Origin of the sequence: Zunongwangia atlantica 22II14-10F7, from assembly GCF_002094855.1 — a bacterium.
Classification (GTDB): domain Bacteria; phylum Bacteroidota; class Bacteroidia; order Flavobacteriales; family Flavobacteriaceae; genus Zunongwangia; species Zunongwangia atlantica.
This window is the reverse complement of sequence record NZ_ARYN01000009.1, coordinates 126,300-151,331: the sequence shown is the minus strand read 5'-3', so window position 1 is coordinate 151,331 and position 25,032 is coordinate 126,300. Positions and strand designations below refer to the sequence as shown.

Below are 25,032 nucleotides of genomic sequence, written 5' to 3'. Positions count from 1 at the left end.
ATTAACTAAAATTTAGTTGATAAAAGTTATATCTTCGGTATCTTTGCAACCTCAAAAAAAGTGTATGCCGATAGATTGTATTTCGTATTCCGAAACCAATTATTTCTCCAAACTCATTTTGGATTATCTGGATAAAAAGGAAGAACTGTCCCCATTTTATAATCGTTTTCCTGAAATTGGAAATTTCGAAGCTCAAATTAAAGAAAAGCAGCAAAGTTTTTCTGCGGAAAACAGGCAGGTTTTAGTAGAAAGTCTTCAAAAACAATACGAAGGTTTTGACGTTTCTGAAGCTACTTTAGCTAATATCCAGGCACTTTCTAAAAGCACAACGTTTACGATCACTACCGGGCATCAGCTTAATCTATTTACCGGGCCGCTTTATTTTTTATACAAGATCATTTCAGTAATTAATCTTACGAAAATCCTCAAAAAAGAGCATCCAGATTATGATTTTGTACCCATTTACTGGATGGCTACAGAAGATCACGATTTTGCCGAGATCAATTATTTTAATTTAAATGGAAAGAAATTTCAGTGGAATTCTACTGAAAAAGGAGCTGAAATTGATGCGGTAGGTTATCTTTCTACGGAAGGCTTAGATGAGGTTTTCGAACTTTTTTCAGCAGAAATTGGCGGTGGTAATAATGCAGATTATCTAAAATCTTTATTCAAAAATGCCTATTTAGAACATACAAATTTAACTGAAGCAACACGTTACCTGGCCAACGAGCTTTTTAAGCAATATGGTTTGGTAATCATGGGAGCGCAACAAGCCGATTTAAAAAAGCTGTTTGTTCCTTATGCTGAAAATGAATTGCTGGAACAGCGTTCGTTTGAAAACACAAAAGAAAAGACCGAAAAATTATCGAATCTTGGTTATAATGTTCAGGTAAATCCACGCGAGATCAATTTATTTTATCTGAATAATGGTTATCGTGAGCGTATAATTAAGCGAGACGGGAAGTATTATGTGCACGAGAAGCAAATAGAATGGACTAAAGACGAGATTTTGGCAGAATTGCATGAAAATCCGCAATATTTTAGTCCGAATGTGATGATGCGTCCGCTTTATCAGGAAGTGATTCTTCCTAATTTATGCTATATCGGTGGTGGCGGAGAATTAGCCTATTGGTTAGAGTTAAAAGACTATTTTGAAGCTGAAAATGTGCCTTTTCCGATGCTTTTATTACGAAATTCGGCATTACTTCAATCAGAAAAACAAAAAGAAAAGCGAGAGAAATTAGATATTTCTAATAAAGAATTATTTCTGAAGCAACACGAACTGATTAATAGAAAGGTGCGTAAAATATCGAATATCGATATAGATTTCAGTAAACAAAAAGAACATTTGCAAAAGCAGTTCGAAGAAATGTACGAGCTGGCCGAAAAAACCGATAAATCTTTCTTAGGCGCAGTAAAAGCACAGGAAGTAAAGCAGTTAAAAGGTTTAGATCATTTAGAAAAGCGATTGCTAAAAGCGCAAAAACGAAAGTTGAAAGATGAAGTAAGCCGAATAGCAGATCTACAAAATCAGCTTTTTCCAAATCGAAGTTTGCAAGAGCGACAAACCAATTTCTCTGAAGTTTATGCGGTCTATGGACAGGAACTTTTGGATACACTTTTTGAACATTTAAATCCCTTAGAACAACATTTTAAAATCCTCACTTTTGGAACAAAATAAAATGCATACGATAGATATGGATCTGGTAGAAATGACGCTGGACGTTATGAAATATACCATAGATCGTATCTCGAATGTAACGCCAGAGCTTGGCTCTCCTAAAAAAGAAGACGAATTATTACGAATAGTTGGTGAAACCATCACTCCAAATGGGATTGGTGGCGAAAATGCCTTTAAACTTTTTAAAGATGTCTTGGTAAAAGCCTGTGTGCCTATCGATCATCCAAGGCATTTAGCATTTGTACCGGCTGCGCCAACACGTGCCGCGATCATGTTCGATTTGGTAACCTCGGCTTCCAGTATTCATGGCGCTTACTGGATGGAAGGTGCCGGCGGAATTTTTTGTGAAAACCAGGCGATGAAATGGCTGGTTTCGCTTACTGGTTTACCAGATACCGCTTTTGGTGTTTTTACCAGTGGTGGTACGGCGGCAAACCTATCTGCGATGGTGGCGGCAAGAGAAGAATGGCGAAGAAGATCTTCAGATAATGTAAGTGTGCGTGGGTTGTTATTGACTTCAGATGGTGCGCACAGCTCGGTACAGGCGATGGCAAAAGTGATCGATGCCGATGTGGTGATGATCGATAATCATGATGAAAGAATTACAGGAGCAGAACTCCGTAGAGCAATCGACGAGCTGGAAGAAAAAGATAGAAAGCGTTTATTTGCGGTGGTAGCTACAGGCGGAACAACGAATGCGGGAATTATAGACGAATTAGATTCTATCGCAGATGTTTGCGAAAAGGAAAATGTTTGGTTTCATGTAGATTGTGCTTATGGTGGTGGCGCTTTAGCCGCAAATTCGGTTCGACATTTATTCAACGGAATCGAAAAAGCCGATAGTATCACAATAGATCCTCATAAATGGTTATTTTCTCCTTACGATTGTGGAGCGGTAATCTATAAGAATTTAGAGCATGCGAAAAATGCACATTCTCAAAAAGGAGCTTATTTAGAAATCTTTAAAGATGAAGGCGCACAGGGCTTTAACCCGGCAGATTATCAAATTCAGTTGACGCGCCGTGTAAGAGGTATGCCTTTATGGTTTTCTTTGGCAATGCACGGAACCGATAAATATAAGCAGGCAATTGAACGCGGAATCGAACTGGCGAAAATAGCTGAACAAAAAATAAAAGACAGCGATCATGTTGAAGTGGTACGACCTTCCAGTTTGTCTGTAGTTTTATTCCGAAGAAAAGATTGGACACCAGATCAATATAAAGATTGGACGTATAAAAATCATAATTCTGGTTTTGCTTTAGTGACACCAACAAAATGGAAAAAGGAAACCATAGCTCGTTTTTGTTTTATCAATCCCGATACTACGGAAGATGATATCGATAAGATCTTAGAATCGATGAAATAGCTTTATTTTTTCTGAAAGAATTTCAGAATTAAATAGAAATAAAAAAGCTTCAGGTTGTTCATGTAAAACCTGAAGCTTTTTTAATTTATAATTATTCTTAAAATAAGAATTTTACTCAATCTCATATTCCAAACGCATAGTGATGCTTGCAGTTTTACGTTTATCGGCAGTATTGTAGGCGCCGCTCCAGCTATAATCTTCGCCACTATTTTGCCCTGTGATCTGGAAAACTCCCATATTAGCGCTTTTTAGTTCACCTAAAGTTCCGCCAGAATTTTCTGCGATTTTTTCAGCGCGTACTCGTGCATCTTCAGTGGCTTTAGAGATCATTTCAATTTTAAGATCGGCAAGTTTAGTGTAATAATATCGAGGCGGAGTAGAATTAAACTGAACGCCTTTATTCAGTAATTCGGTTATTTCTCGGGAGACATTTTCGATCAATTCAACATCATTCGATTCGATTTTCACACTTTGTGAAAGCTGGTAACCTTTAAAGATACTACCTACGTAATTTCCATTTTGATATTTTTGTTCACGCTGCTCGTTAGTTTGTACTGAATTAAAGACGATATTCTCTTCTTTAATTCCTTTTTCGATTAAATAATCTTTTACGGTATTTTTATCCTGATTAAGCTGGTTGTAGGCTGATTCAAGATTTTCGCTCATTTGGCTAAACCGGCCTTCCCAAACGATAAGATCTGAAGTGAAATTTTCGCTACCCGCACCGGTAACCGAAATGGTGCCATCTGGATTAGCTCTATCTACGTAAGAATTGCCTAAAAACCAGGCAGCAATAATAATGGCTATGGAGAAAATGATTGCACTTAGATATTTCATAGTATAAAGAGGTTATACCATAAAATTAGCAATTTTAGAACTAAGTTTTTTAAAAAAGCTGAAAAATAATAAATACGATTCCTACCACACAAATCACCGTCATTATATAATAGATTAGTTCTAAAACAGATCGGGAAGGATGTAGTGAGTTCATGTACTCCTCTTCCTGTTGGTTAGTCATAATTCGGGGGTTTATAACGAAAGTTAAAATTTGGTTAAAACAAATTAAATAATAAAAAATTTAAAATGCAAAAGGATCTACAAGCTTAATAGCAATATTGCAATAAGTCCAAATAGTAAACTTTAATTATAGTTTAAGAAAATATATCATAACAGTCTGGCAAAAACCTGATATTTTGCGACGATAATGGTAAGTATAAAATAATCGTGGTTTGTATTTTATTTTTAGTTCAAATTCTTAATTTTGCGCATGCAAATTTATAAAGCTTGAAAAACCCCATAAATACTGACATTTCTTCAACATAAAAATGTGATGTGTGGGTTTTGTGTGGGATTTGCTTATAATATTTTTGTGATTTATATATCTAAATAGCTAGTAAACATTAAAGTTTTCCCATTAAAAAACCCCCATATTTCTATGGGGGTTCAAACAACAAATTATGAATGAATTAATTAAACTTAACTCAACTCTTTAATATTTAAATTATTCCCCCACCGTTTCAATCGAATAAATTATGTCTGAAATGGCAATCATTAGTGATGGGGGAATTGTCAAAATTACATCTTATTACTTTTATTATAAATAGTCTTGAAACTTATATTTTTCCAATTAATTTTATCCTTTTCAATCCTTACCAGCGTTATTAAATTGAGATCAAAATTTAAATGAATGAAGTTTTTTAAATGCCCTTGGTCAATCACCTTATCAATGCGTTTTGTGGTTGATGGAATGTTGGGATATAATTTATTTAATTCACTTCTTATGCTCAATTAACTGGTTATTTATTACTTCAATTATACCAGTTCTTTTTCCATTTCGGCAACCTTTTCAAGTTGTTTTTTTTCTGAAGTTAGAATTAAATAAGTTGAAAAGTCTTCACCAGTTACCTTGGTTATTATATCCTTATTAATTAATTGATCAACAACATTTAATAGTATTGTTGAATTTTTCAAATTATCATTTAAATTATCGTTATAATGTTCAATAATTTCATCAACTGATAACACACTTAAGTCAAAAAATACACCACCATCTTCATTATTTATTAAATCAATTAAATATTGCTCATCTTCAGATATACTATTCATTTCCTTTTCATAGTCTTCAACATATTTCAGGGCTTCTTTTTCTTCAGCATCTTCAGAATCATTTATTACCCTATTTACAGACTTAATTGAAATATGTTCATTATCATCTTCATCTTCAGGAAATAAAGCATCAAAGCGGTCTTGTGTTGGTTCTTCTGGGGCTTGTATTGGTTGTTCTACCGCTTCATATTCTGGTTGCAGTTGGTTTTCTTGTTTTGGTTCTTCATTTGCTGGTTTTGCTGGGGTTTCAACCATTTCATTTTTCGGTGCTGGTTGGTTATTTGTGGTGGTGGTTAGTTGGTCATCATATTGTTTAATAATATTTTCAATTTCACTTATAATTGAATCAACATTTAAATTAATAATGGTTAGGCTTCCTCGTTTCTGGGCATTATAAATGGTTGTTGTAGTGATGTAGCCAGCTTCTTTAAGATTATTAATGTATGTACCAATTGTGCTTACTTTTATCTTTAGAATGTTGCTTATATTGGCGTAACTCATATTAAATTGTTGCCCATTTGATTGATACGAGTAAATCAATTCAAGTAATTTAATTTTAGCTGGTGATATTGGTAATTCGTTTAAAATTGGATAAGACTTAATAAAATGATTATTATTATACTTACTATTAATAATTTCTAATTTGTTAAGGTTTATATTTTTCATTATTGAGTTGTTTAATAATAAATAGTGGGTCATTTTAAAAACGACCATTTTTTTTTCGTTAACTCAATTATACCCTTGTTTTTTTCAATTTGACAACTTGGTGAATGTTAAGATTTTCAATTTTAATGCTACCAGTAGGGTGACTGGTTGAAGAAATTGGTGATGTGAGTGAGAAATGACCACTTTAGTTTTTATCCTGACCACTTTAGTTTTTATCGTGACCATATACTTTTTTATCACGACCACTTTAGTTTTTATCCTGACCACTTTAGTTTTTATCGTGACCATATACTTTTACACTAAACTCTATATTACATCTTTATTACATTATTATTAAAAAAAAAATTAGATATATATAAGACATATATTAGAGTATATATATAATATTATTATATGTAAAAATTGAAGTAGTATTATTTATATTATAATCTGTTTATCAATTGAATATTATTTATAGAAATTATATTTATTATTAATATCATTATCTCAATTGAAGATATAATTATTAAACTTATTTATATATGTAATTAATTACAATACTTAAACTATCTCAATTTACTTATTCTTATTACTCCAATTGAACTATAATTTTTAATTAAATAACTTATACCAATTTGTAATTAAAGTTTCTTATTTCTTCTTATTTCAATTATTAGATATAATTAAATTATATACAAACTATCTCAATTTCCCGATAGGGATAAGAACTATTAAAAAATTAAAAATAGTAATATCTCAATTTAATAATCTATAGTTCTTCAATATTTAATTCATAAAAAGGTGTAAACCTATCCAATTTGGCTTATTCAAGCCATTTCCAACCATTTCTTCAACTTACCAATATCTTATGCCAAAAGTTTCTGAAAAGCTTTTAAAAAGCGTTATTTCAATTCATTTATTATTGAAAAAATCTATACCAATTTACTTTTCAATACATTTTAACATTTCAAATTAAAAATAAAATGACCTTTTTGATTTAGTCAACTAGTTATAAGTGTAGGCAGCGAAAAAGCTGCCATAACACAATAAATAATAACTAATTAAAATGGCAAAAAATGAAAAATTTAAAATTAAAGAAAATGAACTAAACTATGTTGTTTATCAGACAATTAACACTTTAACACAACAAATTTATTACGGTGTTTTTAGTTTCAATCCAGCATTCCCAAAAGACAGATACCGCTATGAAAATTACATTGGGCAGGGAATAACACACCCAAGCCAGCTTGACCACCTGAAAAAGACCGAATTTCTTACAAACGTGCAACAATATGGCTATCAATCATTTAAACGCAATGATATTCTTATTACCACCAGCGAAAAAGAAGCTTACACCAAAGAAATTGAACTTCTAAACGAGAATTTCCTCGCAAATCCATTGTCTTTAAATCAAAGAGGTGGGGGAAAAAATGGTAAATGGTCTTTCAGAGCAAAACACCGCAAAAGTGTTGGTAGTATGCTTGGTAAAAACGGCAACGCCAAGCCAGTGAAATGTAGTGAAAGTGGTAAAATATACAGTTGCATCAAAGAAGCTTCATTAAAATTAAAAATGAACTACTATAATCTAAGAATTGCCCTCAAACAAGGCACTCACCCTACACTTAACTACGCTTAAATTGAACGAAAAAATTGATATAAACAGCGATGAATGTAAAAAAATCATTCACCACGTTATAGGTAAGTTGCATTACCCACATCATCTACGTGAAGAACTTATAAGTGAAGCTTATTTGCATTTACACCAAGCAAGCTTAAAATTTGATTCATCCAAACATTCTAAATTCTATAGTTATGCTTACACCACCGTATGGAATAATTTAATTCGATTTTTAAAAAGCGAAAATAAAATACCAACTTATTCTGCTGACTTTGAGAAAGATGAAAATGAAGATGTTACAATAAATGAAATTCTTTATGCACCAGATGACCACCAAGCGATTGAAGATAAAAACCTATATAATAGCACTTTAGAAAAAATTGATAACCCTATTCACCGCTTCATTTTTCAACGATTTTTTGAAGAAAGTATGTGCTTTTCACGCATCAAAAAAATGTACGGTGAAATTATTGAAATAAAAAGTGACCACCCTATAGAAAAAATAATTAAAAAGTACACACCCAAATTAAATGACTAATTACCAACTGATTAATAATAATGTAACCACTATAGTAAAGTTGATGAATAATGGGCATATTTCACCCAGCATCATAATACAATTAGAAATTTACGAAGTCTATTTCACTTTATCAGGCACTAAAATGGAAAAATACCAGCGATTAGCCGAGAAATACGGCATAAGCACTACCACGGTAAGGCGAATAATATCAAAAATGAATGAAAAAATTAAATGATAAAAATAGTACCAATTTTACCCCATAATTACGCCATTGATTTTGTTTCTGTAGGTCAAAAAAAATATGATTTAGGTGATATCCAATTGACAAAAAAAATAAAAGAAAAACTATTGAAATACAGCGAGTTAAGTTGGTCAAACGCTTGGGCGAAAAGTAAAGTAATGAACATAATGTTGCGCAAAGTTCAAACCAAAACAAAAGGAAAAACGGTAGAAATTGAAATTCGAGTTGCATTAAAATTCAAAACAACCAACGAAAAAAAACAACAAGAAATAATTGAAGAAATAACTGAATTTCTTCAAAATGAAATTATAATAAATTAAAAAAATGAAAAATCTGAAAAAAAATATATTATATAACAACATTCTTTGGCTTGCCATTATCACTTTACTTACCATTTTGGTTACACCATATATTTCAATTATATACATGACTTATTACCTTATAATTTATTACCCCTATAAAGTCGTAAATAACCAAAAGAAGGTGCAAGATGAAATGGTGAAATTTGGTCTTTATCTATTAAGTGATCAGCGAGATAGGAGTATAGAAAGCACCGATAAACAAAGTATTTATGATACCGATTTAAAAAATTACAAATTCTTCAAGACAGATGAAGATAAGTAATATTATGAAAGGGTGGGGGAAGCATTTAACTGGTGCTGCCCTTACCGAAACTGAAAAAGAACGTGTAAAGATTTGCGAAGCTTGCCCATTGAAAAGATACAGCAAAAGCATTGCCCATTTTGACGGTGATAATATAATTGAAATAAAAGGCATGCTTTGCGGTGAGTGTAAATGTTACTTACCAGCCAAAATAAGAGTGCCGAAAGAAAAATGCCCATTGAAAAAATGGTAAATAACAAAAATATTAACCCCAACCGTTATGAATGAAAAAAATGAAGATGCCGAAAAAGTACTTGAAGCTTTTATTGAATTTCTAATTGAAATGTTAGATTGATTTAATTAATTGATATATAGTTTTTTTTAACCCTCACAGATTGATTTTTGTGGGGGTTTTTTATTGGTCATTGTTCACCAATTTGACCAATGTACATACAACTTATAATGCGCTCACTAATTATCATTAATGAGCAGAAAAGCAACAATATTTATTAACGGTGTAATTGGTGAAGATACTTCATTGATTGATGTAATTAGACAATTTAAAAGCTTCAAAAAGCCTGACAGCGTTGAAGTTATCATTGATTCTGTAGGTGGTGAAGTTGATGAAGGGCAGTCGATTTATAGCTATTTAAGAAATCTTCAATTACCGATTACAACAAAAGCCACAATGGCTTATTCTATTGCTGCCAGCATATTTATGGCAGGTGATAAAAGACTATTGGCAGAAGGTGAAGACCGTTTTATGATTCATTTGCCTTGGGCGCAAATGCAGGGCAATAGTTCTGATTTTGAATATGTTGCAAAACAATTAAAAGAGATTGAAAATAACTTCATCAATTTCTATTCTGTTTACACCTCAATCGACAAAAAAACGGTTGAAAAATTACTACAAAAAGAAACCTTTTTATCTGCCAGCAATGCAGTTAAAATGGGCTTTGCCACAGGCAGTTACACTTCAATAAAAGCGGTGGCATTTTATAATAACGAGAAAAATAACAACGAAAAAGAAATGACGAAAACTGACAAGTTTTTGAAGGCACTTGCATCATTTATTAGCGGTAGCGATTTAGAAAAAGACGTTGAAAAAGATTTAGAAATCAATGCTTTAACGCTTCAAGACAGTAATGGTAATGAAGTCACTTTTCCAGATTTAAACACAGGTGATACACCTTCAATTGGTGATGCCGTAGAAGCTGAAGGTGATGAAATTTTAATGCCAGATGGTTCAAAAATCTTAATAGAAGATGGTAAAGTAAAAGAAATTTTACCAGCACCAGAAGAACAAGTTGAAGAAACTGAAACTTCTGAAGATGAAGCCAATGCAGTTGAAGAAACTGAAATCGAAACTTCTGAAGATGCTGATGAAGATGAAATTGACTTTGAAGAAATTCTGAAAAAATTAGAAGCTGAAATCTTGAAAAAGGCTGAAGCAAAATTCAACGAAAAAGAAGAAAAACTTAATGCAGAAATCAAAGCATTAAAAAAATCAATCGGAAGTGAAATTGAAAATGAGCCAAACGAAGTTCAAAAATTAAATAACAATAAAAATAACTCTTTGAGGTCAGCACTTCAAAAGAGAAAATAACAGAAAAGAAAAAATAACCTTTTAAAAATGGCATATGATTTAACCAATTTTAATGATTACATAGCACGACAAAAAGAAGTGCTTACAGCTACCCTTTTTAGTGGTGGTGATACTGGTAAATTTGCAAGATTTATCACTAACGTAAAAGGTAGTACAGAAATACCTTATTTATTTTCAGAAGCTAACCCACAAGCTGGTACATGTGTTAACCCAACTGGTGATGTAACTGGTGAAACTATTACACTTAGCGTAAAGCCTTATACCGAGCATAAGACATGGTGTAATGATGACTTACAAACTAAATTTCCAGCCACTGAACTTGCACCAGGGAGCATGAATAATGATGCACCTAAAGCATGGGAAGAAGCATTGATAGACAGTGAATTAGCTTCAGTACAGAAGTTTTTGGAATTGACTAGATGGCAAGGTGATACTGCTGGTAGTAATTACACACTTTTTGATGGTTTCATCAAAAAAATTGATGCAAATAGTGATGTTGTAGATGGTAACACTACTTCAGCAACTGAAATTACAATTGATAATGTACGTGACCTTGTGGACGAAATGAGGGATGCAGCCCCAATTGATGTAAGAGAGAGTGAAAGTTTTGTAATTCTTGTAGGTAATGAAATTTTTGATTTGTACATCAAAGCAGAAAAGAAAGCAAACTTATATCACTACGAGCCAGAACACAAAAACGGTGAATACCGCATTGGTGGAAGTGGTGCAACTTTAATGAAAGTTAGAGGACTTGCAGAAACAAAAAGAATGTTTGCTTCAATCGGTTCAAATTTCGTGGTAGGTGTAGATTCTGAAGCTGATGCCGAGAACATTAAAATGGTACTAGATGAAGTTACCGACAAAACACACCTTAAAATCCGAGGTAAAGACGGTGTTCAAATCGTTAACCCTCAAGAAATCGTAGAATTCACATTATCAGTCTAATCAATTAGGACTGGTCTAACAATAAAATAAAATGGGGGCTATCCATGCCCCCATCATTATAAACATTTTAAAAAACATGGCATGCATAAACAAATTGTCGGGAGACATTGAATTTGATAAATGTGTTGATGCACCACAAGCAGGTGTACTTGATAACGCAATTCTAATTAATTACGATGACATAGACTTTGGCGCAAGCACATCAAATGGGGCAACTATTACCAATTTAACCTTGAAATCTGGAGCAACTGGTTACAAATTAGAATGGGGTAAAAGACTTGGAAGTTTAGCTTCAGAATTTACACCAGATGCTGAAAATTTAGATGGTTTTTCACATTCATTTTTAGCGAGATTAATGACACCTTCAGCTTCTACGGCAGAGAGGGCAGCAGAAATTAAAGAAGGTAGATTCGTTGTAGTTATTGAAACGAAATATAAAGGCGTAGATCAATTAGACGCATTTAAAGTTTTAGGTTGGAAAAGTGGGCTTGAACTTTCAGAAATGACTATGAATAGTGGAGAAAATGCGAGTAGTATAACTTTTACAATTTCAACTTATGAAGGTGAATACGAAGATTACCCATATTCAATATTCTTAGAAACTGATTATGCAACTTCAAAAGCTTCATTTGATGCTTTATTTGCTTCAGTAGCATAAAAATAACATTATAAAATAGCAAGATTAAAGCAGATGAGTTAACCCCTTATTCTGCTTTTACTTGTGATATTAAAATCATTTCAATTGAACATAGAAGACATCTTAAAATTACCATTTCACATTATGACCAGCAACGAAAATTTGAAGGTGATTGTGAAATTTTATACTGAAGCGTTAGGTGGTAATGTTTGTGTAAGCTGCCGTGGTTCTTTAAATGAAATGATTCTTAAATTAAAGAGATACCACAATATGAGCAATTTTGAACTTAAAAATAATGCCTATTACCGTCTTCAAAAAGGTGATAGCCGTACCATAAATAATAACATTATCACTGACCAATTAGCAATTGAATTTCTTAGGATAAATAAGGAAAGAATTAAGCTTTTTAGCAAATATCCTGACAATTGGGAAGATATGTTAACTGTTGAAAATAAAGAGGTTAAAGAAGATGAAGTTATTGAACTAAATGAAGATCAGGAAGCGCAAAAAAAACATTTAATGAAGTATAAATTCAGTGAATTACGTGAAAAATACCCAGATGTAAAAGCTGAATTTGGTGGTAGTAAATCTTCATTTATTGACAGGATAATAACACAAAAAGAAGATACCAATGATTAATGAAAATTCACTTTAATGAAATTAAACATAATGTCTTAGATGTACGTAAAAATTTGCGTAATGAGTGCTTCAATTGGGGGTTAGATAACCTTTATCCAAACACTTTAGAGCACCTTCTAAATGCCAGTGTTACGGCAAAAAATGCAGTAGATAAAAGCGCAAAAGCCATCATTGGAAAAGGTGTTGCGAATGGTCATGTGATTGTCAATTCAAAAGGTCAAACACTTAACGATGTAATTAGAACTTCTGTAAGGGAATATGTGAAACACAATAATGCATTTATTTGGTTAAGCTTCAATTTACTAGGTGAAATTTCTGCCATTGAAAGTGTACCATCAAAAAACGTGCGTGTTGGGAAAAGGGATGACGTTGATTATTCTGGTAAATATCTTGTTTATTCCAATTGGGATGGTCAACAAGGGCGAATAGATACTAATGCAATACAGGTGGTTGATAGATTTAATTTAAATGAAGAAATAATTAAATCACAAATTGAAAATGCTGGTGGGATAAGCAAGTATAAGGGGCAAATTATTCATTTGCAAAAGTACTTCAATGAAATATATTCTTTGTCCGATGCCGATTGTGTAATTAACGATATGGTTTCAGAAATTCAAGCTTCAGAATTTCGCCAAAAAGGTTCAAATGATGGTTTTTTAAATACTAAACTTTTGGTCACCAAACCATTTAATTCACCTGAAGACAGACGAACATTCTTAAATAATTTGGATGCAGTAAGAGGTAGTAAAAATGCAAATAGTGTGATATTATTAGAATCACCAGATGCCAGCAGTGACCTTAATGAACAAATTAACCTTCAAGACCTTACAAGTGAACATAACGATGAATTATTCAGATATTCAGAAAGTCAAGTTGAAAAAAATATTGCAAAAGCCTTTAACGTACCTATCAGTTTAATCAACCCAAGTGATTCTGGAATTTTTGGAAATTCTGGTGAATTATATAAAAGTATCATGCAAATAATGTGGCAGGAAAGGGAAGAGGAGCGCATGAAAATTGAAGAGATTTTCACTTCAATTATGAATAATTATAAGCACCCAATTAAAGGGCGTATTGACCTAATTAACAACCAAGTAAATGAATAATATACTAACACACCAAGACTTTGCCAACCTTAAAAATATAGGTAATAACTACGATGTAAATAAAGTTGAACAATGCATTTCTGGTGCTTTAATTGATTTGAAAAAAACACTGGGTAATGGCTTTTATTTTGACCTTCAAAAAAACGCAAATGAAGCTGATTACAGTGACTTAATTGAAGGTTGCCAGTATGAAGATAAAGATGGTTATACAGTTCAACATGAGGGCGTTAAATCACTTCTGGCTGACTATACATATAGTCGTTACTTATACGAAATAAATAATTCAGTTACACCATTTGGAATGGTACAAAAGCAATACCAAGATGGTGAACAAGTTGACCGCAATATGATAAAAGATTTGGTAAGCCAAAACAACCAAGATGCAGCAATGAAATGGCAATTAATTGAAGGTTATTTAAATCAAAATGCTTCAACTTTCGAGGTATGGGCAAGACAAAATGAAAGCCACATTAATAACGATAACAATAGCTTCAACAATGTGAAATTCACATTCTTGCCAAGCCAAAATAAACGACTTTAAGAGATGATTGAACTTATACCAATAGCAATTATAACCTTAGATAGTTTAATCAAACTATTGCCATTTGTAGTACCAATTGCAACCTTATTATTAGGTGTTTACAAAGACAAAATATTTGAAAAACTCAATCTAAAAGCGAAAGAAAAAGAGGTTGATTTAAGCAGTACAGATGTGATTGAAAAGAATCTTCAATTATATCAAACAATGTTAGATGACTACGCAAAGCGAAAAGAAGCTGAAGATAAAATTCAAGTAAAAAGAATTGAGTGTTTAGAAGGCAAAATTGAAAAAGTAGGAAAAGAAAATTTTGAATTAAAAAGTGAAAAAAGTGAACTGAAATTTGAAAAATCTGAACTAGAAATTTCAATCGATAATTTGAAAAGACAAGTAGAAAAACTGACCGATTTGGTCAATAAGTTGGGGCTACAGCTTGCTTACTACGAGCAACATTCTGAAGTAAAATTACCCGATAATTTAAAATAATAAGCCAGCAATGGCAAAGATTAATATTTAATGTTTAATGTATAAAATTGAATTTGTAAATGATGAAAAATACTTTCAGTTAAATGGAAAGAATTTCCCAAGAATTTATCAAGCAATTTCCTTGGGTGAAAATAGTATAGGTATATATAATATTTATGATGTGCGCCATCAAATTTTGAGTGCAACACCAGTGGATGAAGTCTTGGTAAACGGTCAATCTTTTACTTCTAGGGAAGAAATTATTGATGTTTTAATACCGATATTATTCGACAATTTGGGTGAAGATATAAGGAAAAATTTAACCCATATAAATGAAGTGTTTGAGGATATTAGTATTGGCGAAATAGCCAAAGATTTTGAGACAAAAATCGAAGCTACAAGCTATTATTCAAACCATTCTAATTCTTCTATTCTAAATAATGTGAAATTTTCAATTTCTAATGATGGTGGTAATAATGGGATATGGAAATGGTCGAATAGTGCTTCTGGAAATGTTGAATATATAAGTAAACAACCAATAAAAGATGATGAGTTTTCAAAATTTAGAGGACTAGTACAAACTCTGAATAAAATTAAAAATTCACATTTGATTAATTTTAATGGTCAGAACGAATTGAAAATTATAAACAATGATGCTAATTATTCAATTGAAGATTCAGAATATTTCGGTCAACAAATGAGAGTAAGTGTACCAGCAGGGGCAAGATTCCAAATGAGAGCAAAATTCAATGCATTATCTGGTGAATCATATTCTGGTGGTTTTATCTATAAATCAATTTCAGGGAATATTAATCCTTATGTTTATTCACCAATTTCTCTCACTTCAAACATAATTAGTAGTGGGGTTGAAAATTCAATAACAATTGGTGAAGGGTGGATTGTACAATCTAGGGAAAATATGGTGGCTTCAACTGACTATACTGATAGTGGTGAATCATTTTTGATTGATATAAACAATACTTCAGGTAACCAAAATTGTGAATTTTTAATTGCTCTGCCATCATTGGTGGTTGGTAGTAAATATCCTATATCATTGTTTCAAAATTACGATGAATACATTTTAGATATATTTTCTAAAATAGGTGAAACTAATAATGCTATATCTGGTTTGGAGAATGAATTTTTAGATTTAAATTCAATTCTTACTAATACCTTAGAAGTAGAAGATACCCCAATAGAAATTTATAGAAGAACTTCAATAGCTAATATTTCAGCGGTACTACCTTTATTAGATTTAGAAAGATATAAAACATATGTTATTGAATTTTATTCAGATGCATCATTACCTTATGGAGTTGAATTTTATACAAATGATTCAGAAAACGGTACGCAATCAGTAAAATTTTTTGAAGATAGTAATGATTTTAGTTCTGGTATTTCTTGGGAATATGTTACAACAGACATAGAACAAAATTTACAAGTTAGAACACGTGTAACCGATGTTGAATATACATGTATAATTTCAGAAGTAAGAAAACTTTCTGAACCTATCGAAAAAGCTAGGTTGAATGATACCATATTAAACGGTATTACAAAATTAACTGTTATTAAAGAGCTAAATAATTATGTTGCACCGAGAACAGCAACTTTTGACCCTTTCACAATTTCTGATTACTTAGGTGAAAAATTATCATTTGAGTTTAATGGTAATTACACAGGAAGATTTAGTATTTATGTTTACAGGTCAGATGGTAGTTATTACCAATTTTATGATGTAAATAATAGGAATTTTAATGATGGTATTCTGTTTGAATTAACTATACCTGAAGATGCTGAAAGACTTGAAATACGTACTTATGAAACTGGTGTGATTATTAATTATAGAGTATCTATTTATAAAATTAAAGAAATTGCAATAGATAGTCAACAAAGTCAATGGAAGGATAAAAATATTGCATTATATGGTGATTCAATAACAGCAATTTCTGGCGGTGATTTTAGTTACCCTTATAATGACCTAAACAAATGGGGAACAATTACTGCAAATAATTTACAGGCTGCAAATTTATATGGACGTGGTATAGGTGGTCAAAGATACTCATGGAATAATACAGGTGGTGCAGTATCCTTTATAGATGCAACTGGTAATAATGTTGGAAGGAATGATTTATATAATTATGAAAACTATGAGGGTAATGTTACTGTACCAGCAGGAACGACACCAGTTAGAGGTGCATACCCATCTTGGTTAAGAATTACCACAATGTTCCCACAATCAATTAAAAGTACTATCGATGCAGTAATTATCAAAGGTGGTACTAATGACGATGTAAATAACACAGCTAATTTAGAATGGGTTGAAAATGACACTACTGACCCAGAATGGGCAAATTCTACATATTATAACAAATATAATGGTGATTATAATATTAATTCTTTGAAAGGTGGTATGGCTTCGACAATAATGAAAATGCAAGCTTGGATGCCACAAGCATTAATAATTATTGCAACCCCATTACCAGGAAGGGCAAGCGGTCGGGGTGATGAAGGGTTTATTGACCCAGCTAATTTTATTACTCAAGAATATATTAAATCGGAAATGATTAGGGAAGTAGCAAACATTTTTTCTTGTCAAATAATAGATGTAAACGCTAATTCAGGTATTAATGGTTTAAATCGTGATTTATATATTTCAGACGGAGTTCACCCTTATAGTGTAGATGGAAACAAGATGCTAGGTAGAGTTATAACAGGGGGGATGAAAGGTATAATGCCGATTGAATAACATCAAAAGAAAAAGAACTATGAAAATTGAGATTAAGTGAAAAAGGATTAAATCATTTAAAAAAAAGTGAGGGGTGGAGAAACGCCCCTTACTTTGATTCTGCTGGAATACCAACAATTGGTTATGGTTTCACATTTTATCCAAATAATAAGCGAGTTAAAATAACTGATGACCCAATTACACTTGCCGAAGGTGAAACGATGTTGAAACTTATTTTAAGACCATTTGAAAAGTGGGTATCAAAACTGGTTACTTCATCAATTAACCAACACCAATTTGATGCATTAGTATCATTTACTTATAACGTTGGACAGGGTAACTTTAGTGAGAGTACACTATTGAAGAAAGTGAATGAAAACCCTTCAGATAACACAATTCAAGATGAATTTAAACGGTGGGTATATGCTGGGGGTAAAAAATCTAAAGGGCTTAAAAAACGTAGGAATAAAGAAGCTTATTTATATGTAAACGGTTATTAATTATGGGAGCAATCAAATGTAAAACTGGTTATCAAAAACAGCTTATTGATGCTTATTATACTTGCTTCAGCAATGTTGATGCTTATATGTTGGTAAATGGTATTAAAAAACGCCCCAAAAGGGGTGAAGGTGCTTATATGTCGTATGCAAATACAACCAGATGGGCAAAGCAAAATAACCCTAAATATGTTCAATATGTAGAAAGTAAAATGGAAAAGAAATATAGTAAAATGCGTGATAAGTTAGTTAGTCAATTGGAAGATGTAAGCGTGACTTACTTTAAGTTAATGAATTTAGCCATGGCAGATGAATTAACCGAGGAAGACAAGGCAAAATTCAACCGACTTAAACAGATAATAACAACCAGAGATTTAAACCAAAGTGTTGATACTATTGCCAAATTAACAGGTAGTTACGAGAGCCAAAAAGTTGAAGTAAGTAACACTTTTAAAGTTTCATTTGGTGGTGCTGCAAAATTGGAAGAAACCACAAAAGATGTCATTGATGTTACAGAAAAAAAAGATGAAGATTCTGATGACTTTTAAGGTGTAAGTACATACTTATTACAAAGTACTTACATTTTATGAGTAAAAAAGAAACCAAAATTACCATACGAACAGATGAAAAGTTTAAATCTAAAATCACCAATTATGCTGATAATTTAGGCTTAAGCGTTAGTTCTTTAATTAGACTGGTAATGAATAACAAAATGCGAGAAGATGAGAATAGATAAGTGGACGTTAAATTATATACACCACATGCTAAACAGCTTGAAGTACATCATTCATGTGATGACTTAAGTTATCTATTTACCGTTGTTTGCGCTGGGCGACAAACAGGGAAAAGTACGCTTGCACAAAACCAAGCAATTAAATGGGCATTAGAACATGATGACGTTGTTATTATGTGGGTTACACCATTTCAATCACAAGCCAATAAAGCCTATAAAGAAATACTTAAACTTCTTACCAACGCACCATTTGTTGCAAGTCACAAGGCTGCCCAAGGTGATACTGAAATTATCTTTACCAATGGAACAGTTATAAAATTTCGTTCGGCTGGTGCAGAAAACGCCTTAAGGGGTGAAACTGTACATTTTTTGGTGATGGATGAAGCAGCATTCATTAAAAAAACAACCTTTGATGAAGTTATATTTCCGATGTTATCAACTTCTGGGCAAAAAGTATTGATTATAAGTACCCCAAAAGGAAAGAATAACTGGTTTTATGAAAAATTTTTAGATGGAAAAAAGACAAAAGAAACTTCAACTAAGTCATTCCATTTTAATTATATGGATAACCCCCATACTTCAAAATTCGTTGTAGCAACCGCAAAAGCAAGCCTTACACCAACAGCATTTGGCCAAGAATATTTAGCTGAATTTGTTGATGGGGCAGCAGTTATTGAAAATATAGAAGAATGTTGCAGTGGTAGAATGCAATTATTACCAAAAGAAGGTGAAATTTATTTTGCTGGTATTGATTTGGCTTTGAAAAATGATTATACCGTTTTTTCAGTTGTAGACAGTACAGGTAACTTAGTATACTTTGACCGCTTCAACCAAGTTACTGCCCCACAATTAAAAGAAAGACTTGTTACCAATTTAAATGCTTGGAAGCCCCAAAACACACTGATAGAGGTGAATAACATGGGGCAAGTAATTTACGATGACTTAAAGAGTATTTATAAGGTTAAGAATATACAGCCTTGGTTAACTTCACACACATCAAAGAATAATATTATTACCAAGCTAATTAATGCCTTTAGTAGTAAAGATATTATTTGCCCCAATGACCAAAATCTGAAAGAAGAACTTGATGTATTTACTATGATTGTTACACCAAGTGGTAAGGCAACTTACAAAGCTACAGAAGGTTTTCACGACGATATCGTGATGAGTCTAGCCATTGCCAGAGAAGCCCAAACCCATGCTGGAAATAACCAATTCAATTTAAAATTTGTCAATTACTAATGGAAGAAATTAAGAATTATACTTTGAAAGAATTTCTTCAACAACCACCTGAATTAATTGAAGAATACAGCAAGCTTTTAAAAAACTTAGAACCAATTGAAACTAAGAATAAAATTTATGAATTAACACTTGGTGAAGTAGAAGAAATTAAACAGAATTTCGGCAATGAAGATGCCTTACCACATATATATAAGTATATGCATGGGCTAAGTGAAGATGAATTTCTTAAGCTAAAAGTGACTGAATTTTATGCCCTTTTAAATTCTATAACTAAGCAGCTTGAAAATCTGCTGGCAATGGAAGAAAGGGAACTTACACCAAAGCACCATGATACAAAATGGGAAATGGTAGAAGGTTCAAAAAGGTTAGGCAAATTGGGAATTCTACCAACGGTTGATTCATTGGCTGGGGGTGATATTTTGAAATTTCAACAAGTACTTGACCTTAAGTATATAACCGTATTCAACAAGCTTAGACTTGACCGTATAAAAGCGGATATTCAAACGGATATGGATAAGATAAAAACAAAAAACGATAGTGTATAACCAATTAAAAAATATAGCTGAAACAAACAACTTTGAATTTATTTATGCAAGGCGAGATTTTCAAAATTTAAATAGGGGTAGTGCCGATTTAGAAAAGATATTTCTATTCTTAGACCCCATTCAAAAAAATGATCAATTTGATGAATATTCAAATCTTTTAAGCACTTCATATAATGGCACTTTTATGTTGGTGAAACAATCAAAATTTGGTGATGACTACCAAGTGAGATTTGAAGAAACAATAAGACCATTAATTGAAGAAAAATTAAATCTGATTACAGATTCATTTGGATGCAGTGATTTGAATATTGATAGCTGGAACACCACCGAAATTATAAACCTTTTCAATCAAAATTTTGATGGGGTAATTGTATCATATTCAATAAGTAATGAGTATTAATACAAGCTATGATATATTAAAAATAGAGGTAGATAAACTGATTGAAGATATAATTGAAGTTTATGAAAATTCAGGTAAAAAGGTTACTGGTGAATTTCCTGAAGGTTTACAAATTGATTATTCAAATAATGGTAATGCGGTTCAATTATTTGGTTACGGTTATCTGGCAGGAAGACCAGCAGGAAAAATGCCACCAGTGCAAGCCATTAAAGAGTGGGTAATTAACAAAGGTCTGGCAGCTTCAGCAAGTGCAAAAGCTTCAGGTTTGGCGTGGGCAATAGCTAAAAAAATAGCCGAAAACGGTACTTCAGATAAGTCACATTTACCAATTTATGAGCAAGTGTTAACACCCCAAAGAATGGATGAAATTATTCAAAAAGTTAGTCAATTTCATGTACAGCTTTTTGTTGATGAAATAACAGTAAGGATAATGAGTATAAGTCAAAAATATAAGAAATAGAATGATAAATTTTACACAAGACATAACACCAAATTACCCTGTACACAATGATAGTTTTATCATTTTTCAACCTGATTTTTTAGAAAATGATAGGGCAGTAATTAACATTAATAATGGTGATTTTTTATTCACAATTTACCCATCAAATGACGGTAAATATTTATTCAATTTAAAAAGTGTAGCCAAGTCATATTTCAACAATAAATTTAAAGATTTGGTTGATATGAATGGTAATAATTTTTTCATTCCTGATTATAATTTGATGAAAGAAATTTCAATTGAAATCACTTGTTATTATGGTGAAGGAAATGAAGAAACAATTGAAAAAACTTACACATTTAATCAATCTGTTAAGCAATTTGGGGATAGAAATTTTACTAATAATTACCAACTATTATTGCCAAGTGCGGACGGTGTAAACTACCAATTGAAATACTTTGAAGGTTACCCATGTGAATTTGCTTTTAATTATTTAAATGAAGGTGATAAAATGGTAATAACTAACCAAAGAACTGAAGAAACTATTGAATTTACTACTGAAGAAAATTCTGGTTATAGACTTTATTTAGACAAGGGATTTGCTGATTTACCAATGAATTTACCCGACATGGGCAACCCTTTACATATTGCAATAAATGGTAATAATAGTGTATCAATTGATGTAAGGAAAATAGCCAGCAAATGTGGTGTTTATTTGAAATGGTTAAATAGTGAAGGTGCTTATTCTTATTGGTTATTTGACAAATTTTTTAATGAAACTATTGAAGCAAGTGAAATTGATAGAGTGGCCACCAATAACTTCAGCAATATATATGATAATTCTGAAGGGCAAACAGCTATAACAGGCAAAGAAGCTGGTAAAGAAATGGTAATTAAAACAATGGTTGATGAGAATGACTACCAACATTTAAAAAGTCTAATGACAAGCCCATTCGTGCAATTATGGAGCGAGCAAAACCCCTTTCAAGTTGGTCAATGGTTAGATGTTAAAGTTACCAACCGCAATATTCAATACAGTAATAAAAGGGGAAAAAATAAGGTAAGTTTACAAATTGAGTTACCAGAAGTACAAACGCAAAAATTATAATGAATGAAATACTTTCAATTGCTGGTGAAGTGGTTGATATTATACCAAATTCAATTACCAGAACTTTACAAATAAATGATTTGGGTACTGCTGAAGATAGGCAATCGAATTACAGTAATACAATTAAGTTACCAAAGACAAGCAATAACCAACGAATTTTTAATTTTCTTGGGGTATCGGGTAATACTTCAAGAATGCCTTACCAAGAATTGCCATGTTCTTACACAGTTGATGGAATACCATTAATTGTGAATGGTTTGGCGGTTATTCAAGCTACCACCCAACATTATGAAGTGGTGATTTATGATGGTCTTATAGACCTTGCAGAACGTATAAAAGGGAAAACCCTAAGTGATTTAGATTATTCAGATTTGAATCATTATTTAACCGTTGATAATTACACAAATTCATTTAATAATAGTGAAGGTTATATTTATGCGCTTGGTGATTTTGGGCTGGGAAGGTATGGTATCAAAGTAGATAGACAAGTACCAAGTATTTATACCCACACAATTTGGGATAAAATTTTTAAAGAAGCTGGTGTTAATTATTTCGGTGATTTTTTTAATGAAAATAATGATTATTTAACTGAAGTGATTACACCACCAATTGGTTACCAAGTTGAAAATATACAACCAGAATACACTTCAATTGGTGGGTATGTAACAGATGTAGCTTCATCAAATACCAGAAGTTATGATTACATTTTTAATGCTGATGAAATCTTAAATTATGATACATCATTTGTTGATTCTCGAATTACATTTTCAGATGGTTATTTACTAACCTTCAATAATACATTCAGAACATCAATAACGATTGATCTATCATATACTTCAACCAATGGTTATAATCAATTCCAGACCATTTATAATGGTAGAATTATAAAATCTTATCATTTAGAAAACGGCACAAATTCAAGTACAGTTACAATCAATTTAAGTGTAAATGAAGGTGATGAATTATACTTTAAAATATCTGGTAGTAATTCAGAATATAACCAAGCACCAGAAGGTGGTGAAAGTAGTATTGATAACCAATATTATGTTAGTTATTCAGTTAGCGGTGATGTAAGCATTGATGAAGTCACAGGGGGCTATTTAATAGACTTTAGTGAAATGATGGGTGATACACCTGTTATTGATGTGGTGAAGGACATAATGCAACGATATGGGCTTATTCTTAAACCAATAAGAGGGAGCAACGATTATTCTTTTATTCAATTTGAAGACTTATTAAATGATAGGGCTGGGGCTGAAGATTGGAGTGATAAACTTGTAAGTATTACCAAAGAAGATTATTCTGTAAAATATGCCCAAACAAATAAAGCTTCTTATCAATATGCTGAAGATATAAAACTACCAACACATGATGGTGTTTTATCAATAAATAATAGTAATGCCGATGCTGAAAAAATATTATTTAGTTCACCTTATACAATACCTGTAAGTAATAGAACTTATGGGGGGCAACCCTTGTATTTAGTGGAAACTTGGGAAGAAAAAGATGAAGATGATACAACCGTAATAACACCTAAAGAAGCTGACATTTCAACCTTTAGATTAAAGAAGGTGAATAGAAATTTAACAGCTACATTTTTTGATGATTCAACTGCTGTTTCTTATTCAGGTGACGTGCCTTATTTAAGTCTTCAAAACATGGAAATGCAATATTTTCTGAATGTTTATTATAAGGCTTTTCAATTGGCAATTAATTCATTTAAAGAAGTTACGGCTGATGTATATGTAAATGATATTGATATATACAATTTAGATTTTTTCAAATTGAAATATTTGATTCAATCTGGTAAGTATTACTATTTAAATAAGCTTCAATATAAAGCTGGGAATCAAAAGAGCAAAGCCACACTTATTGAAATCAATGACTTCAGTACAAATCAACCACCACAAACACTAGGTACATATACTTATAGTATGGGTTACGGTGATGAAAGAAGTGTTTCAATTAATTATTTAACAACCAGTTCAAACCCACCATATTCTGACCCAGAAAATGACCCACCACTGGCGGTGAAATTCATTAGCGGTTATAATGCTGATATTAAATTATTTAACGGTAGTGATGAAATTATAAATGATTCAACAATACTTATAAGTGATTGGGATGTAAAAGTAATTGACCAGACTAATACAACTTCAGAACATTCGGCAGTATTTGAATATCAAATTTCAGATGCAGGGAGTGAAAGTTATGGTGATGAAATTGGAACATTTGAAGTGCATGTTGATGCTTATGTAAATATTGCACCAACCGCAAATGCTGGTGCTGATGTAAATGTAACCATATATAGTGGACAAGAACAAACACCACCATTTTTTGCAAATCTGAATGCATCAAATAGCACCGATGATACAACAATTGTAAGTTATCAGTGGGTGATAATTCAAGCCCCAAGCGGTCATACTTGTACAATTGATTACCCTTATAATGTAACCGCACAATTGAATATACCTAATGAGTTTCAAAATGATGGTACATTCACAATTGAGTTAACCGTAACAGATGAATTTGGTGCAACCGATACCGATACAATGACGGTTAACGTAATTGACGAAACAAACGAAATACCAAGCGAATAAAGCTTATAACACTATAAAAAAAATACT

The 25,032-nt window shown here is 32.0% G+C and carries 26 protein-coding genes; 23 read left to right on the top strand and 3 right to left on the bottom strand.

Translation table 11 applies throughout. The features are described 5' to 3' along the window. Positions 1 to 64 precede the first annotated feature (64 nt). Together bshC and IIF7_RS11325 are read left to right on the top strand one after the other, a co-directional pair. Complete coding sequence (gene bshC, locus IIF7_RS11330; protein WP_084841803.1) at positions 65 to 1,681, top strand: bacillithiol biosynthesis cysteine-adding enzyme BshC; 1,617 nt, start codon at positions 65 to 67, stop codon at positions 1,679 to 1,681. Position 1,682: 1 nt separating this feature from the next. Then, positions 1,683 to 3,047, top strand: coding sequence for a pyridoxal phosphate-dependent decarboxylase family protein (locus tag IIF7_RS11325; protein ID WP_084841863.1), 1,365 nt, complete (start codon positions 1,683 to 1,685; stop codon positions 3,045 to 3,047). Positions 3,048 to 3,158: 111 nt separating this feature from the next. Here the strand turns inward: IIF7_RS11325 and IIF7_RS11320 are convergent, their stop codons facing one another. The 3 genes from IIF7_RS11320 to IIF7_RS11315 all read right to left on the bottom strand — a co-directional run bounded on the left by IIF7_RS11320 (position 3,159) and on the right by IIF7_RS11315 (position 5,819). Further along, positions 3,159 to 3,884, bottom strand: a complete 726-nt coding sequence (locus IIF7_RS11320; RefSeq protein ID WP_084841802.1) for an SIMPL domain-containing protein — start codon at positions 3,882 to 3,884, stop codon at positions 3,159 to 3,161. 49 nt (positions 3,885 to 3,933) lie between these two features. Continuing rightward, positions 3,934 to 4,065 carry a hypothetical protein gene (locus tag IIF7_RS21140; RefSeq protein ID WP_262508192.1) on the bottom strand — a complete coding sequence of 44 codons (132 nt, stop codon included), beginning with the start codon at positions 4,063 to 4,065 and terminating at the stop codon, positions 3,934 to 3,936. Positions 4,066 to 4,859: 794 nt separating this feature from the next. Beyond that, entirely contained in the window at positions 4,860 to 5,819 is a 960-nt protein-coding gene (locus IIF7_RS11315) for a helix-turn-helix domain-containing protein (RefSeq protein ID WP_176218944.1), read from the bottom strand. Positions 5,820 to 6,864: 1,045 nt separating this feature from the next. Between IIF7_RS11315 and IIF7_RS11310 the strand changes: the two genes are divergently transcribed. From IIF7_RS11310 to IIF7_RS11200, 21 genes are all read left to right on the top strand, one after another. Next, a complete protein-coding gene (locus IIF7_RS11310; RefSeq protein WP_084841800.1) occupies positions 6,865 to 7,434 on the top strand; it encodes a hypothetical protein in 570 nt (189 codons plus the stop codon). A gap of 1 nt (position 7,435) precedes the next feature. Beyond that, positions 7,436 to 7,954 (top strand): sigma-70 family RNA polymerase sigma factor, encoded by a 519-nt coding sequence (locus tag IIF7_RS11305; RefSeq protein ID WP_176218943.1) that lies wholly within the window; start codon positions 7,436 to 7,438, stop codon positions 7,952 to 7,954. Between the two features lie 213 nt (positions 7,955 to 8,167). Further along, the gene (locus IIF7_RS11295; protein ID WP_084841797.1) at positions 8,168 to 8,497 is read left to right on the top strand and encodes a hypothetical protein; all 330 of its coding nucleotides are present in this window, start codon (positions 8,168 to 8,170) and stop codon (positions 8,495 to 8,497) included. Positions 8,498 to 8,787: 290 nt separating this feature from the next. Next, positions 8,788 to 9,033, top strand: coding sequence for a hypothetical protein (locus tag IIF7_RS11285; RefSeq protein ID WP_084841795.1), 246 nt, complete (start codon positions 8,788 to 8,790; stop codon positions 9,031 to 9,033). Positions 9,034 to 9,264: 231 nt separating this feature from the next. Next, the gene (locus tag IIF7_RS11280; protein ID WP_084841794.1) at positions 9,265 to 10,386 is read left to right on the top strand and encodes an ATP-dependent Clp protease proteolytic subunit; all 1,122 of its coding nucleotides are present in this window, start codon (positions 9,265 to 9,267) and stop codon (positions 10,384 to 10,386) included. A 27-nt stretch (positions 10,387 to 10,413) separates the two neighbouring features. Beyond that, positions 10,414 to 11,331: a hypothetical protein gene (locus IIF7_RS11275; protein WP_084841793.1), complete on the top strand. Its 918-nt coding sequence runs from the start codon at positions 10,414 to 10,416 to the stop codon at positions 11,329 to 11,331. A gap of 76 nt (positions 11,332 to 11,407) precedes the next feature. Then, positions 11,408 to 11,989, top strand: coding sequence for a hypothetical protein (locus IIF7_RS11270; protein WP_139801312.1), 582 nt, complete (start codon positions 11,408 to 11,410; stop codon positions 11,987 to 11,989). Positions 11,990 to 12,112: 123 nt separating this feature from the next. Continuing rightward, complete coding sequence (locus IIF7_RS11265) at positions 12,113 to 12,607, top strand: hypothetical protein (RefSeq protein WP_084841791.1); 495 nt, start codon at positions 12,113 to 12,115, stop codon at positions 12,605 to 12,607. Beyond that, positions 12,607 to 13,713, top strand: coding sequence for a phage portal family protein (locus tag IIF7_RS11260; RefSeq protein ID WP_084841790.1), 1,107 nt, complete (start codon positions 12,607 to 12,609; stop codon positions 13,711 to 13,713). Before IIF7_RS11265 ends, IIF7_RS11260 begins: the two co-directional genes overlap by 1 nt. Continuing rightward, a complete protein-coding gene (locus IIF7_RS11255) occupies positions 13,706 to 14,254 on the top strand; it encodes a DUF6712 family protein (protein WP_084841789.1) in 549 nt (182 codons plus the stop codon). Before IIF7_RS11260 ends, IIF7_RS11255 begins: the two co-directional genes overlap by 8 nt. A 3-nt stretch (positions 14,255 to 14,257) precedes the next feature. Continuing rightward, positions 14,258 to 14,737 (top strand): hypothetical protein, encoded by a 480-nt coding sequence (locus tag IIF7_RS11250; protein ID WP_084841788.1) that lies wholly within the window; start codon positions 14,258 to 14,260, stop codon positions 14,735 to 14,737. Positions 14,738 to 14,774: 37 nt separating this feature from the next. After that, the gene (locus IIF7_RS11245; protein ID WP_084841787.1) at positions 14,775 to 17,462 is read left to right on the top strand and encodes an SGNH/GDSL hydrolase family protein; all 2,688 of its coding nucleotides are present in this window, start codon (positions 14,775 to 14,777) and stop codon (positions 17,460 to 17,462) included. A 26-nt stretch (positions 17,463 to 17,488) separates the two neighbouring features. Then, positions 17,489 to 17,941, top strand: coding sequence for a lysozyme (locus tag IIF7_RS11240; RefSeq protein WP_084841786.1), 453 nt, complete (start codon positions 17,489 to 17,491; stop codon positions 17,939 to 17,941). 2 nt (positions 17,942 to 17,943) lie between these two features. Then, positions 17,944 to 18,486 (top strand): hypothetical protein, encoded by a 543-nt coding sequence (locus tag IIF7_RS11235; protein ID WP_084841785.1) that lies wholly within the window; start codon positions 17,944 to 17,946, stop codon positions 18,484 to 18,486. 38 nt (positions 18,487 to 18,524) lie between these two features. Beyond that, a complete protein-coding gene (locus IIF7_RS11230) occupies positions 18,525 to 18,674 on the top strand; it encodes a type II toxin-antitoxin system RelB/DinJ family antitoxin (protein WP_084841784.1) in 150 nt (49 codons plus the stop codon). Beyond that, the gene (locus IIF7_RS11225; RefSeq protein WP_084841783.1) at positions 18,675 to 19,913 is read left to right on the top strand and encodes a phage terminase large subunit; all 1,239 of its coding nucleotides are present in this window, start codon (positions 18,675 to 18,677) and stop codon (positions 19,911 to 19,913) included. Further along, entirely contained in the window at positions 19,913 to 20,458 is a 546-nt protein-coding gene (locus IIF7_RS11220) for a hypothetical protein (protein WP_084841782.1), read from the top strand. The genes IIF7_RS11225 and IIF7_RS11220 overlap by 1 nt, the downstream gene beginning before the upstream one ends. Next, positions 20,451 to 20,858, top strand: a complete 408-nt coding sequence (locus IIF7_RS11215; protein ID WP_084841781.1) for a hypothetical protein — start codon at positions 20,451 to 20,453, stop codon at positions 20,856 to 20,858. Before IIF7_RS11220 ends, IIF7_RS11215 begins: the two co-directional genes overlap by 8 nt. Further along, positions 20,848 to 21,318 carry a hypothetical protein gene (locus IIF7_RS11210; protein WP_084841780.1) on the top strand — a complete coding sequence of 157 codons (471 nt, stop codon included), beginning with the start codon at positions 20,848 to 20,850 and terminating at the stop codon, positions 21,316 to 21,318. Before IIF7_RS11215 ends, IIF7_RS11210 begins: the two co-directional genes overlap by 11 nt. A 1-nt stretch (position 21,319) precedes the next feature. After that, entirely contained in the window at positions 21,320 to 22,405 is a 1,086-nt protein-coding gene (locus IIF7_RS11205; protein ID WP_084841779.1) for a hypothetical protein, read from the top strand. Beyond that, positions 22,405 to 25,005, top strand: a complete 2,601-nt coding sequence (locus tag IIF7_RS11200; protein WP_084841778.1) for a PKD domain-containing protein — start codon at positions 22,405 to 22,407, stop codon at positions 25,003 to 25,005. The genes IIF7_RS11205 and IIF7_RS11200 overlap by 1 nt, the downstream gene beginning before the upstream one ends. The last annotated feature ends 27 nt before the right edge of the window (positions 25,006 to 25,032 follow it).

Coding starts and splice junctions, on each gene's coding strand:
- bshC (WP_084841803.1), top strand. CDS start 65: ATGCCGATAGATTGTATTTCGTATTCCGAAACCAATTATTTCTCCAAA.
- IIF7_RS11325 (WP_084841863.1), top strand. CDS start 1,683: ATGCATACGATAGATATGGATCTGGTAGAAATGACGCTGGACGTTATG.
- IIF7_RS11320 (WP_084841802.1), bottom strand. CDS start 3,884: ATGAAATATCTAAGTGCAATCATTTTCTCCATAGCCATTATTATTGCT.
- IIF7_RS21140 (WP_262508192.1), bottom strand. CDS start 4,065: ATGACTAACCAACAGGAAGAGGAGTACATGAACTCACTACATCCTTCC.
- IIF7_RS11315 (WP_176218944.1), bottom strand. CDS start 5,819: ATGAAAAATATAAACCTTAACAAATTAGAAATTATTAATAGTAAGTAT.
- IIF7_RS11310 (WP_084841800.1), top strand. CDS start 6,865: ATGGCAAAAAATGAAAAATTTAAAATTAAAGAAAATGAACTAAACTAT.
- IIF7_RS11295 (WP_084841797.1), top strand. CDS start 8,168: ATGATAAAAATAGTACCAATTTTACCCCATAATTACGCCATTGATTTT.
- IIF7_RS11285 (WP_084841795.1), top strand. CDS start 8,788: ATGAAGATAAGTAATATTATGAAAGGGTGGGGGAAGCATTTAACTGGT.
- IIF7_RS11280 (WP_084841794.1), top strand. CDS start 9,265: ATGAGCAGAAAAGCAACAATATTTATTAACGGTGTAATTGGTGAAGAT.
- IIF7_RS11275 (WP_084841793.1), top strand. CDS start 10,414: ATGGCATATGATTTAACCAATTTTAATGATTACATAGCACGACAAAAA.
- IIF7_RS11270 (WP_139801312.1), top strand. CDS start 11,408: ATGGCATGCATAAACAAATTGTCGGGAGACATTGAATTTGATAAATGT.
- IIF7_RS11265 (WP_084841791.1), top strand. CDS start 12,113: ATGACCAGCAACGAAAATTTGAAGGTGATTGTGAAATTTTATACTGAA.
- IIF7_RS11260 (WP_084841790.1), top strand. CDS start 12,607: ATGAAAATTCACTTTAATGAAATTAAACATAATGTCTTAGATGTACGT.
- IIF7_RS11255 (WP_084841789.1), top strand. CDS start 13,706: ATGAATAATATACTAACACACCAAGACTTTGCCAACCTTAAAAATATA.
- IIF7_RS11250 (WP_084841788.1), top strand. CDS start 14,258: ATGATTGAACTTATACCAATAGCAATTATAACCTTAGATAGTTTAATC.
- IIF7_RS11245 (WP_084841787.1), top strand. CDS start 14,775: ATGTATAAAATTGAATTTGTAAATGATGAAAAATACTTTCAGTTAAAT.
- IIF7_RS11235 (WP_084841785.1), top strand. CDS start 17,944: ATGGGAGCAATCAAATGTAAAACTGGTTATCAAAAACAGCTTATTGAT.
- IIF7_RS11230 (WP_084841784.1), top strand. CDS start 18,525: ATGAGTAAAAAAGAAACCAAAATTACCATACGAACAGATGAAAAGTTT.
- IIF7_RS11220 (WP_084841782.1), top strand. CDS start 19,913: ATGGAAGAAATTAAGAATTATACTTTGAAAGAATTTCTTCAACAACCA.
- IIF7_RS11210 (WP_084841780.1), top strand. CDS start 20,848: ATGAGTATTAATACAAGCTATGATATATTAAAAATAGAGGTAGATAAA.
- IIF7_RS11205 (WP_084841779.1), top strand. CDS start 21,320: ATGATAAATTTTACACAAGACATAACACCAAATTACCCTGTACACAAT.
- IIF7_RS11200 (WP_084841778.1), top strand. CDS start 22,405: ATGAATGAAATACTTTCAATTGCTGGTGAAGTGGTTGATATTATACCA.